Source organism: Bacillus cereus group sp. MS39 (assembly GCF_040448665.1).
GTDB lineage: Bacteria > Bacillota > Bacilli > Bacillales > Bacillaceae_G > Bacillus_A > Bacillus_A wiedmannii.
The window spans coordinates 5,328,199-5,341,238 of record NZ_CP123058.1; the positions used below are offsets into that span (position 1 = coordinate 5,328,199).

Sequence of the window (13,040 nt, forward strand, 5' to 3'; positions counted from 1 at the left end):
CCCCTATTAACGCTCTGTTTGTTTTGCCTCTTCCCATAAAACGTCTAACTGCTCTAATGATAAATCTTGCATCTCTTTATTCATTTCAGCTACCTTTGCTTCCATGTATAAGAAACGACCGACGAATTTCTCATTCGTTGAACGTAACGCCTCTTCGGGATCTATTTTATAATGACGAGCTATATTCACAAACGCAAATAGTAAATCGCCAAATTCACCTAACATTTTCGCCTCATCCATATTTGTAACTTCTTGTTGGAACTCTTGCCATTCTTCTAAGGCTTTCTCTATCATCGGTTGTACATCAACCCAATCGAAACCAACTTTGCCAGCTTTTTTCTGGATGTCATAGGCGCGTAGTAACTGTGGCAAACTTTTTGGAACCCCATTTAAAACAGATTCTTTCACGAATCCTTTTTCTTGTTTTTTAATTTCTTCCCAATTGGCAATTACTTCATCGGCATTATTTACATCCGTATTCCCAAATACATGCGGGTGGCGGCGAACCATTTTCTCAGATAAAGTTCGAATAATATCATCTATAGAGAACCAACCTTCATCCTCCCCGATTTGAGCATGCAACATAACTTGTAATAATATATCACCCAGTTCTTCTACTAAGTGATCATCATCCTCTTCATCAATTGCTTCCAACACTTCATAAGCTTCCTCAATTAAATACTTCTTTAAAGATTGATGTGTTTGCTTTTTATCCCACGGACAACCATTCGGTCCACGAAGGTCTGCAATAATTTCTCTAAGCACATCAAACTGTTGATACAAGGACGCACGTTCTTTAACTGGTGGTACATATACACTCGTTAAATTATTCAACTCTGTTTCATGATCTAACATGTACAACGGCACCTTTTTAACTTGTTCAAATGAAGTTCCTGCAGCTGTTACGATATACACTTCATAATCATCTGATAGCATCTCCATTAATGTTAATTTCACATCAGATGCAACGAATGCGTCATATACTTGGCAAAAGATTAAATGTTGACGTAATTCTAATTGTCCTCTTTCAAATGATGTGGCGTCAATTAATTGGAATCCTTCAATCGGATCAATCTTTAGACTCGCAAACATAGGATCAAGGAAACTTTGTCCACCTTCAATGCGCACTTCAACATTCGCTACTTCACCTTTTTCCAACAGTAGCTGAACCGTTCTTTCCGCTACAAGCGGATGCCCTGGCACGGCATAGATGATTTCTGTGCCTTCAGCTTGTTCTAACAATGTATTCGCGATTGTTTCATATACAATTTCAAATGTATCATGCGCTTCATATACACTGTCAAAGGCTGTATATTGTATACCTTCTTTCTCCAACTCTTCTATAACGGGATGTTCCTTCGTTCTAACAAACATGTGATCTGCTTCTTTTATTTTTCGATATACACCCATCGTTAACTGATCTAACTCACCAGCACCTAATCCTAAAATAGTAATGATTCCACTCACAACCTGCCACCTCTATCCACTCTTCTTCAATGAACCTTCTTTTTTCTCTTTTTTCATAACGGTTCCTATTTCCGCTTTTGTAAATACACGTAATTTTAAAATTAAAAACACATATGTTAATCCACCGATAGCTACACCTAACAATGCCTCAAGTGTTGCAATTCCTCTATGCCTTGTATCAATTACTAATCCAGACATTTGCATCAAACGTATAAATATTATTAATACAAACCCCATACCGATACCACTAATAACTACACCTAACATATTACGCTTATCGATAAGCGATTCGGATACAGCTTGCATAAGTAACGCACTATTTAGCACAGAAATTACAATTAACGCAACTAGTGTTGCAATTGCAGCTCCCTTCACACCAAAATACGGCATTAATGTATAATTTAAAACTAACTTTAAACAACCCCCAAATATAACGAATATTGCTGGTTTTAATGTTTGTCCTAACCCTTGCAAAATAGAAGCAGTTGTAATCGACAATGAACTAAATAAAATAGATAAAGATAAAATGGATAAAACATCTGACCCATCACTATTTTCAAACAACATAATATTCGTAGGCTGAATAATACAAGTTAATCCAATGGCAGCTGCAAATCCAATAACAAATGTTATTTTCATTGCTAACTTTACCTTTTCTCGAATAAAGGAAAGATCTCCTCTTTCCTTCGCCGCTGTAATAATTGGAATAAGTGACAATGAGAAAGAAGTTGTCACGACCGTACCTAATTGCATAAGCGGGATACTTCTGTCGTAAACACCTTTTAATACCTTTGCACTTTCAGCTTGCTCTCCTGCCCCAATAAGTAAGGAATAGAAGGAAATGGAATCAGCCATTTGTATAAAAATAAGTACTAAGTTACTAACACAAATTGCCAATCCTTGCCAAAACAGAATTTTAATGATCCTCTTTTTTCCCTTAATTCTCTTTACACTCTTGAAAAATATAGAACGAAAGTCATGACGCATATAAAGTACAAGTACGATAATCCCAATTAGTCCGCCTGCGATTGAACCTAACATAGCACCTGCACCGACTGTATATAAATCAAATCCGCGAGCAATTAGGAATAGAGATAAAAATACAATAATAGAAACACGAATTGTTTGTTCTATCACTTGCGAAACAGCTGTTGGCATCATATTATTGAACCCCTGAAAATATCCTCTTGCTACAGATAAAAACGGCATCAATATGAATGAAAATGAAATAACACGTAATAACTTATCTAAGTGTATATCACCCATGGCTGCTGCAATTGTTTCGGCACCAAAAAACAATGTAAAAAAGCCTACGAAACCAATTCCTAATAAAAACCAAAAAGATACACAGATAATTTCTTCTGCTTCTTGTTGTTTCCCTCGCTCTAATCGTTCCGCAACCATTTTTGAAATTATAATGGGGAACCCATAAGTAGCTAAAATTAAACAAAATCCATAAAACGGATAAATTTGTTGGTAAATATAAAAACCAATATCACCCGCTATATTTTGATATGGAATACGGTAAAAAGCGCTTAATACCTTTGTAACAAAACTTGCGATTGTTAATATAATAGCCCCACGCCAAAAGGCTTGATACTTCTTCGATTCCATACAAGAAAACTCCTTTTTCTATTCTCACCCCTCGTATTATATCATAAAGAAAAGAACAAGCTTCCTTGCCTACACGAGTAATAATACGTTCGTGCAACGCTAGAAATGTTCAACGAAAAAAGGTAGCAAAGCGCTACCTTCATTCAATATACATATATCTCCAAATATTTGATTTCTCAAGAAGAAATATCATAATTAGGAAAGATTGCTACTTCTAAAATTCGATATAGCCTTACTGCTCCATTTGTTTCGCTAAAAAGCTTGCAGCTGTATTTACTGACTTATGCTCTACTTCACTTATAATATCCTCTTTAGAGAAGATAACAACAGCTCCAATTGGATCCCCATTCGCAACAATCGGGCCAATTGTATAGGAACTCACTTTTTCTGTTACTCCATCAATAATTGAAATTTCGCTTTCATCTGTCATAATTACAGACTTACGCTCTTCCATTGTCTTCTCAATTAAATCGCCAACACTTTTATTTAAGTATTCTTTTTTAGATACGCCTGCTACTGCGATAATAGAATCACGATCGCATACAAGCACATTATGTCCTAAGCTATCGTATAAAGCTTCCGTATATTCCTTTGCAAAATTACCTAGTTCACTAATTGGAGAATATTTTTTCAAAATCACTTCTCCATCGCGATCAACAAATATTTCTAGTGGGTCTCCTTCTCGAATACGTAAAGTTCTACGAATTTCCTTCGGGATTACTACCCTACCTAAATCATCAATTCGACGTACGATTCCAGTTGCTTTCATTCTAATGCTGCCTCACTTTCTACTGATGATCAAAGTGGTGAATTTACCTGTTCATGTAAAAATCACCAACTGTTAGACATAGTATTTTACACATTAGTTCTTCTATGCACGCCGAATTGTATTTTTTTATCTTATATTAGGCATTTATGACTTCTTTTTTTACATCTGGTAGGCCTTTTAATAAATTTTCAGCAATTGTTAACCACTTCGATGTCTCTAAACCATTTGTTTTCATAACGATTTTCAATTGCGATCCTTCCATTCCTAGACCAATCATACGTCCAAAACTATTTCCGAGCATGAATAATTTTCCGCCATCAATATTTTGACTTGCTTGTTCTGAGAACAGAATTGTCACTTCAAATTTATTTTGCTTAATTAACTCAATTTGTTCTTTCATTGCCAATACTTTAATATTTGCAATTTGCAATAAGTAACCGACTTCTTGCGGGTAATCACCAAATCTATCTATCATCTCTTCCTGCAACTCTTCAATATCCTCAATTGCAGAAACACCTCTAAACTGTTTATACATCATAATCTTTTGTTTACTATCTGAAATATAAGCATCTGGTAAATATGCATCTACTTCTAAATCAATTTCAACATTAACTGTATTTTCAACCCCATCTGTTCCTCTACGCTGTTCAATTGCATCTTTTAACATTTGAGAATATAGATCAAATCCGACAGAATCAATAAATCCATGCTGTTCGGCTCCTAACAAGTTACCTGCACCACGAATGGATAAGTCTCTCATCGCAATTTTGAAACCTGATCCAAGCTCTGTGAACTCTTTAATGGCTTGCAGACGCTTCTCTGCAACTTCTGATAACACTTTATCTCGTTTGTATGCAAAGTATGCATATGCAACACGATTAGAACGTCCAACACGACCACGAAGCTGATACAACTGCGATAATCCCATACGATCTGCATCAAATACAATTAACGTATTTACATTCGGAATATCTACACCCGTCTCAATAATTGTTGTACTTACAAGAACATCATGCTGCCCTTCTAAAAACGATAGCATAACAGACTCTAATTCACCTTCGTTCATTTTCCCATGTGCATACGTTACACGCGCGTCTGGAACTAACATCGAAATTTCATCTGCTTTTCTTTCGATATCCTCCACACGATTATATAGGAAGTAAATTTGCCCACCTCTTGCAAGCTCTCGTTCTATCGCTTCTCGCATTAACGCTGGATTATACTCTACTACATACGTTTGGACTGGGAAACGATTTTCTGGCGGTGTCTCAATAACAGATAAGTCACGCACACCAAGCATAGACATATGGAGTGTACGCGGAATCGGAGTTGCCGTTAATGTTAACACGTCAACATTTGCTTTTAATTGTTTAATTTTTTCTTTATGTGTTACACCAAACCTTTGTTCTTCATCAATAATAAGAAGACCTAAATCTTTATAAGTAACATCTTTAGATAAAATACGATGCGTTCCGATTACGATATCTACCGTACCATCTTTTAAGCCTTTAATTGTTTCATTTTGCTGTTTTCTCGTACGGAATCTACTTAATAATCCTATATTGATTGGATAATCTTGAAAACGCTCTCGAATTGTTTCATAGTGTTGTTGTGCAAGGATCGTTGTCGGCACTAAAATTGCAACTTGTTTTTCATCCATAATTGCCTTAAATGCCGCACGGATAGCTACTTCCGTCTTTCCATATCCTACATCACCACAGAGAAGCCTATCCATCGGACGTCCACGTTCCATATCTTTCTTAATCTCGTCAATAGAACGTAATTGATCCTCTGTCTCTTGATATGGGAAAGAAGATTCAAATTCTTGTTGTTCTGCCGTATCTGGTGTATATGCATAACCCTTTGAAGCTTCGCGCTCAGCATATAGTTTAATTAGGTCATCCGCAATATCTTGTACAGATTTTTCAACTTTCGTTTTGACCTTTTTCCAATCATTTCCGCCCAATTTATAAACTTTAGGATCCTTACCTTCAGATCCTACATATTTCTGCACTTGGTCAATTTGTTCAATTGGAACGTATAACTTATCATTACCTTGATATTTAATATTCAAGTAATCTTTATGAACACCATTAATCTCTAGTGTCTCGATACCTAAGAATTTACCTATACCATGATTTACATGAACTACATAATCTCCAACTTTTAATTCCGAATAACTTTTAATACGTTCAGCATTAGATAACTTCTGCTTACGTTGTGATTTTTTAACTTTTTTATGAAAAAGCTCTTTTTCAGTAATAACAACAAGCTTTTGCATCGGCATTTCAAATCCTGCATGTAAATCACCTACAGCAATTTGTAACCTTCCAGGCAATAATATATCTGTGCCCTCTACGATATCTGCCTCAATATCATAATCACTTAAAATATGTTGTAGTTTTTTTACACGTTCATCATCTGTGCCGAGCACAACAGTCGTAAAATGCCCTTCGTTCCATCTATCAATTTCAGTTTTCAACAACTGCATCTGCCCATGGAAATCTTGCATTGTTTTACATGTCACATTCACAATGTTTTGCGGATGTGTATGTGCTATATGACGTAAGAATAACGTTAAATATACAAAACTTCTTTTTTTATGATGAAGAAATTCCTCAAACGAGTGTGAGAAAGATAAATCTTGAATAATTGTTCCCTCACCAAGAAGTGATATATACCATTCCGCCTCTTCCGTTTCAAGATGTGATGCCGTTTCTTGAATACGGGAAATCTCATCTAAAACCACAATACCATCTTCTGGTAAATAATCTATCAGACTAGCAGGTTCTTTATAGAAAATAGATAAATATTTAAACATCTGTTCTATACTTTGCCCGTTTTTTAACATCTCAATTTCATGACTTACCGTTTCAAGCACTGTAGTCTTCAATTTATCATCGGAAAGTTTTTGCATCGTCTTAGTCAAGCCTTCCTCAAGATGCTCAATTCCCGACTTCAATTCTTCCTGTGAAAATAAAAACTCTGTTGCTGGACCAAATCTAACACTTTCTTTTTTATCTTGAGAGCGCTGTTCATCCACATCAAATAATCGAATAGAATCAACTTCTGTATCGAAAAATTCAATACGAAATGGTAACTCTTCAGTTAATGGGTAAATATCTAATATTCCCCCGCGCAAACTGAATTCCCCAGGAGCTTCTACCATCGACTTACGCTCATAACCAATATGATGTAAAGTATGCAAGAATGTATCTAAATCAATCTCTTGCCCTAGATTGATTTCGATTTGCCTTTGCTTCCACAACTCTTTCATTGGTAAAAATCTGCGTAGTCCTGCAACTGGCGCTACAATAATCCCGTTCTCTCCTGCCACTAAACGATTCAATACTTCAATACGTTGCGCCTTCAATTCTGGGCTTGCAACACCAATTTCTGATGCTATCAATTCATTTACTGGGTATAACCACACATCTTTTTCACCAAGTAACGCCACTAAATCTTCATGCACTTTTTGTGCTTGATATAAATTATGCGTCACAATAAGTTGTGATTTTTTTGTTTTTTTATATAAGGCCGCCATTAATAACGAACGAGAAGAGGTTGCCATACCTGATACAAGTTGTTCTTTTAAACCATCTTCTAGTCCATTAATAACCGATTGGATCTCTTCATTTTTATAAAATTGCTCTAATAAACCTATCATTTTCAAAACCCCTCTCAACATAAAGAGCAAGCCACTATATTTTATGCAAATATTTTGGAAAAAGAAAACAGAAAAATGCTTTGGACATGCCAAAGCGACAACATTTTATTGCAGAAATTTTTCATATTCATAATACTCAGGATAAGATGCGAGCGTTTCTTGACACGATTCACAAATCGTTTTTATATATATATTTCCATTCTCATGAAAATGAATCATCTCTACTACTTCTTGCTCTGTTAGTTGAAATAAAACGTCGCTATACACTTTTTCTGCGGTAACGGAGCCTACATTACTCCCGCAATGTCTGCAATAATAATACCCTTCCATACTAGCCTCCTAAAAATCCAATTACTACTAGTATGGGTAAAAGCAAGACAAAATATTCCCAATCATACCCTTAACTATTGAAGGTATTCATGATTTGAAGAAAAGGTTTATTTAACCATTCTTCACATGCATCCGCTGCTTTTTCAATAGAATGACTCACATCAGGAATTTCTTCCGATGTAAAACGTCCTAATACGTAATCTACTACCTTCATGCCATTTTTCGGACGATCAATTCCCATACGGATACGTTGAAACTCTTGTGTTCCTAAATGTGAAATTGTTGATTTCACACCATTATGTCCACCAGCACTACCTTTCATACGAAGGCGTAATTTACCTACAGGGATGTCTAAATCATCGTACAGAACAACGAAGTCCTCAACATCAATTTTATAGTAATCCATGAGTGGTCGAATACTTTCCCCAGATAAATTCATATATGTAAGTGGCTTTAATAAGATTACTTTTTCTCCATTAACAAATCCTGCACCAAATATTCCTTTAAATTTTTGTTCATTCAAAGAAATATTCCAACGCTTCGCAAGTTCATCAATCGCCATAAATCCAATATTATGCCTTGTTAATTCATATTCTCTACCCGGGTTCCCAAGTCCTACTATCAATTTCATTCTTGTACCACTACTTTCTTTTTTCGATACGAAAAGACGTAACCAATCTTGGTTACGTCTCATTCTATCCAATTAATTGAATAATACACTTACAGATTCTTCTTCGTATACACGAATGATTGCTTCTCCGATTAGTGGAGCAACTGAAAGTTCATGTACTTTGTCGATTTTCTTCTCTTCTGGTAATACGATAGAGTTCGTTACAACTAACTCTTTAATATTTGAGTTTTGGATACGCTCAATTGCTGGACCAGATAATACTGGGTGTGTACAGCAAGCATATACTTCAGAAGCACCGTTCTCAACAAGAGCGTTTGCTGCTAATGTAATTGTACCAGCTGTATCAATGATGTCATCAATTAAAATTGCTGTTTTACCTTCAATATTACCGATAATGTTCATTACCTCTGATACGTTCGGACGAGGGCGACGCTTATCAATAATAGCGATTGGTGCTTTTAGACGATCTGCCATTTTTCTAGCACGAGTTACCCCACCGTGGTCAGGTGACACGATTACGATATCTTTAAGACCTTTTGTTTCAAAGTAATCTGAAAGAATCGGTACACCCATTAGGTGGTCGATTGGGATATCAAAGAACCCTTGAATTTGTGGAGCATGTAAATCTAGAGTGATTACACGAGTTGCACCTGCCGTTTCAAGCAAGTTTGCTACAAGTTTCGATGTAATTGGTTCACGAGAACGCGCTTTACGGTCTTGACGCGCATAACCATAGTAAGGAATAACAATATTAATTGTTTTTGCAGATGCACGCTTTAATGCATCGATCATAATAAGTAATTCCATGATATGTTCGTTTACTGGGAAGCTTGTAGATTGAATAATGAATACATCGCAACCACGGATACTTTCTTCAATGTTAATTTGAACTTCTCCATCACTAAAACGATCAACAGAACATTTTCCTAGTCCTACTCCAATGTGCTTTGCAATTTGCTCAGCAAGTTCCTTATTAGAGTTTAAAGAGAATACTTTCAAATTAGAATTTAGATATTGAGTCGACATCTAGATTAACCCTCCACATTATGATTTTTTCTTATTCAGCAATTGATCAACATAGTCTTCTTTGTTAACTTGACGTGCACGTGCTACAGATAATGCTTTTGATGGAACATTCTCTGTAATTGTAGAGCCTGCTGCCACATAAGCACCATCTTCAACTGTTACAGGAGCAACAAGGTTTGAATTACATCCAATAAATACCCCGTTACCAATCACAGTTTTGAATTTATTCTTACCGTCATAGTTCACCGTAATTGAACCACAACCAAGATTCACGTCTTCTCCAACTTGTGCATCCCCGATATAACTTAAGTGTGAAGCTTTACTTCTATTACCAAAAACAGTTTTTTTGATTTCCACAAAGTTTCCAACGCGTACTTCATCTCCAATAACTGAATCTGGGCGAATATGTGCAAATGGACCAACCGATACTTCTGTACCAAGTTTACTATCATGTACAGTAGATTGTCGAATTGTCGTACGATCTCCAATTTCACTATCGCGAATTACTGTGTGCGGTCCAATTTCACAATCAGAACCAATTACAGTATTCCCCTCAATAATTGTTCCTGGATGAAGAACTGTATCACTACCGATAATTGCATCAGCAGAAATATACGTGTTACTTGGATCAATAATTGTAACACCATTTACCATGTTTTTACGGTTGATACGGTTTTTCATAATAATTTCCGCTTGCGATAGAGCGACTCTGTCGTTAACACCTAACGTTTCATCGAAGTGCTCTGTTTGATAAGCCGATACGATATGACCTTCATTTTTTAAAATCTCAATAACATCTGGCAGGTAATATTCACCTTGTACGTTATCATTTGAAACTTTAGAAAGTGAGGCGAATAAAGCTTTATTATCAAAACAATACGTACCTGTATTGATTTCTTTAATAGCTAATTCTTTCTCATTTGCATCCTTATGCTCAACAATCTTTTCAACATGACCATTCTCATTACGAACGATACGACCATATCCAGCAGGTTCTTCTATGTAAGCTGTTAGCACCGTTGCCATTGCCCCTGCTTCTTTATGTTGCTGAAGCAATGCTTCCATCGTTTCAGCAGTTATTAGCGGCGTATCACCACAAATAACTAAAGTTGTTCCTTCTTCATTTGCAAGTACACTTGCAGCTTGATCGACAGCATGTGCTGTACCAAGTTGTTCTGCTTGTAATGCAAACTCACTTACGTTTCCTAGCTGTTCTTGTACCATTTCAGCACCATGTCCTACGACTGTTACAAGTTTCTGCAATCCTAATTGCGTTACTTGATCGACAACATGCTGTACCATAGGTTTTCCACATACAGGATGAAGCACTTTGTATAGCTTAGACTTCATACGTGTGCCTTTGCCTGCAGCTAGAATCACTGCAAATCTGTTTGACATATAGACCCTCCATCGCAACCTATTTATCCATTAACGATATTATCCTAAATCATCATATATTTCAAGAAACACATTTTAACTATTAAATTTTACCATAATTCTTATACGATGTTTTACTCTTTAGTATCTTTTTTAAGAAATAAGCTATACTATTTAAAATGATTTTGAAAAAATTAGAAGTTTTTCTCTTCACTTTAATAAATTCAGAATTTTCCGTACGAAAATAGATAAAACCACACAAAAAAAAACAAACTCCTGTAAATGCTTACAGGAGTTTGTTGCAAAATTATAGGGATTTCTTTAAAAAGCCCTTTTCATTCGAATTTTACGAAGCACCCGCTTCTTCAAACTCAACCTCTTCTAACTCGCCTAAACGATGATACTCTGTTAAAACCGCATCTTGAATTTTAGAGCGTGTATTAGAATTAATTGGATGTGCAATGTCACGGAATTCTCCATCTGGAGTACGTTTACTTGGCATTGCTACAAATAATCCATTATTACCATCAATTACACGAATATCATGAACAACAAATTCATGGTCTAGAGTAATAGAGGCAATTGCTCTCATGCGGCCTTCTGTGTTTACGCGGCGTAATCTTACGTCAGTCACTTCCATCTTGTGTTCACCACCCTTTTCTAAATAAGCGATATATTTGTATAAATTCCACAAAATTTCTATTTTCCCTTTAATTTTTTAAAAATTTTTAAGATAAAAATTTTTAATGTAATTGAATATAGAGATTAGTGGAGGTTATCGCTTACAAAAGATTACTTAACTAGGGCAATTACTTCGATTTCAATTGAAACATCTTTCGGTAATTTTGCTACTTGTACACAAGAACGAGCTGGCTTATGAGTAGAGAAATAAGAGCCGTATACTTCATTAACAGCATTAAAATCATCCATATCTTTTAAGAATACTGTTGTTTTTACTACTGTATCAAATGAAGCACCTGCTTCTTCTAATACCGCTTGTAAATTTTGAAATACTTGCTCTGTTTGTACTGTCACGTCTCCTGCTACAAGCTCTCCACTTGCAGTTAACGGAATTTGTCCTGAACTGTAAAACATATTATTTACAATAATCCCTTGTGAATATGGTCCAATTGCTTGCGGTGCATTGCTTGTTTGAACAACTTTCATATTTTTTCACCCTTTTATTATTTATTTTTACTCTTTAAAAATAGTGCACGAAAAGCAGTTTGTCCATCTATTTTATAATTTATAAATAGAATAAAAAAAAGATAAAGCGATCTGCTTTACCTTTTTACTCAGCCTCTACAAGCCCTTCATCAAATGGTGCCAGTGAATAATTTCCCTTTTCCACTTGAATCGCTTTTTCTTTCACATCAACTTCTGATAGACGAATTAATGATACAAAATTATTAATTAGTCGTTCTTCAATATCCGTGGATTCTACTAATACACCAATACCAACAACATTAGCCTTAAACTCTTCTAACATACTCATCATACCTTGAATTGTCCCGCCGGCTTTCATGAAGTCATCAATAATTAAAACATTTGATCCCTCTGGAAGGCTACGCTTTGCTAACGTCATTGTTTGAATTCGCTTAGAAGAACCTGATACATAGTTAATACTAACAGTTGGGCCTTCTGTTACCTTATTATCTTTCCTTGCAATTACTACCGGTACATCTAAGTAATTTGCCACCGCATAAGCAAGTGGAATCCCCTTCGTTGCCACCGTCATAACCGCATCAATTGGTTGCCTAGCAAAAACAGAAGCAAACAAACGACCTGCGCCATTAATATGGCGAGGATTACTTAAAAGATCTGTCATATATAAGTAACCACCAGGCAAAATACGATCTGGATTTTCAAATAAGCTACAAAGCTCACCAATAATTAGATCTGCCTCTTCCTCACTTATATATGGTATATATTTCACTCCTCCTGCTGCTCCTGGTACCGTTTGCAATGTGCCGACCCCTTGTTGTTCAAACGTTTGCTTAATAATAACTAAATCTTCACTAATGGAAGACTTAGCTGATTGATACCTTTCAGCAAAAAAAGTGAGAGAAACTAGCTGACGAGGGTTTTGTAACAAGTAATACGTCATATCGACTAATCTTGTACTTCGTCTAATTTTCATACTCTCACCTCAAATCACG

11 protein-coding genes are annotated in these 13,040 nt (G+C 35.8%); all 11 read right to left on the reverse strand.

Features of this window, described 5'->3' with window-relative positions; genetic code table 11:
- Positions 1-6: 6 nt before the first annotated feature.
- Positions 7-1,467: a nucleoside triphosphate pyrophosphohydrolase gene (gene mazG, locus QEP67_RS27605; protein WP_353706482.1), complete on the reverse strand. Its 1,461-nt coding sequence runs from the start codon at positions 1,465-1,467 to the stop codon at positions 7-9.
- 12 nt (positions 1,468-1,479) lie between these two features.
- Positions 1,480-3,081 carry an oligosaccharide flippase family protein gene (locus QEP67_RS27610; RefSeq protein WP_000444150.1) on the reverse strand — a complete coding sequence of 534 codons (1,602 nt, stop codon included), beginning with the start codon at positions 3,079-3,081 and terminating at the stop codon, positions 1,480-1,482.
- A gap of 232 nt (positions 3,082-3,313) precedes the next feature.
- Positions 3,314-3,850: a stage V sporulation protein T gene (gene spoVT, locus QEP67_RS27615; RefSeq protein WP_000648313.1), complete on the reverse strand. Its 537-nt coding sequence runs from the start codon at positions 3,848-3,850 to the stop codon at positions 3,314-3,316.
- A 136-nt stretch (positions 3,851-3,986) separates the two neighbouring features.
- Entirely contained in the window at positions 3,987-7,517 is a 3,531-nt protein-coding gene (gene mfd, locus QEP67_RS27620) for a transcription-repair coupling factor (protein ID WP_353706483.1), read from the reverse strand.
- 105 nt (positions 7,518-7,622) lie between these two features.
- Positions 7,623-7,847 (reverse strand): anti-sigma-F factor Fin family protein, encoded by a 225-nt coding sequence (locus QEP67_RS27625; RefSeq protein WP_000399441.1) that lies wholly within the window; start codon positions 7,845-7,847, stop codon positions 7,623-7,625.
- Positions 7,848-7,917: 70 nt separating this feature from the next.
- Positions 7,918-8,478, reverse strand: a complete 561-nt coding sequence (gene pth / locus QEP67_RS27630) for an aminoacyl-tRNA hydrolase (protein WP_078183735.1) — start codon at positions 8,476-8,478, stop codon at positions 7,918-7,920.
- Positions 8,479-8,550: 72 nt separating this feature from the next.
- On the reverse strand, positions 8,551-9,504 hold the full coding sequence (locus QEP67_RS27635; protein ID WP_000107420.1) for a ribose-phosphate diphosphokinase: 954 nt from the start codon (positions 9,502-9,504) through the stop codon (positions 8,551-8,553).
- A gap of 18 nt (positions 9,505-9,522) precedes the next feature.
- Entirely contained in the window at positions 9,523-10,902 is a 1,380-nt protein-coding gene (glmU, locus tag QEP67_RS27640) for a bifunctional UDP-N-acetylglucosamine diphosphorylase/glucosamine-1-phosphate N-acetyltransferase GlmU (RefSeq protein WP_000071045.1), read from the reverse strand.
- Between the two features lie 325 nt (positions 10,903-11,227).
- On the reverse strand, positions 11,228-11,521 hold the full coding sequence (gene spoVG / locus QEP67_RS27645) for a septation regulator SpoVG (RefSeq protein ID WP_000454042.1): 294 nt from the start codon (positions 11,519-11,521) through the stop codon (positions 11,228-11,230).
- 152 nt (positions 11,522-11,673) lie between these two features.
- Positions 11,674-12,048 carry a RidA family protein gene (locus tag QEP67_RS27650; RefSeq protein ID WP_000869826.1) on the reverse strand — a complete coding sequence of 125 codons (375 nt, stop codon included), beginning with the start codon at positions 12,046-12,048 and terminating at the stop codon, positions 11,674-11,676.
- A gap of 124 nt (positions 12,049-12,172) precedes the next feature.
- Positions 12,173-13,021 carry a pur operon repressor gene (gene purR, locus QEP67_RS27655; protein ID WP_000702481.1) on the reverse strand — a complete coding sequence of 283 codons (849 nt, stop codon included), beginning with the start codon at positions 13,019-13,021 and terminating at the stop codon, positions 12,173-12,175.
- Positions 13,022-13,040: the final 19 nt, after the last annotated feature.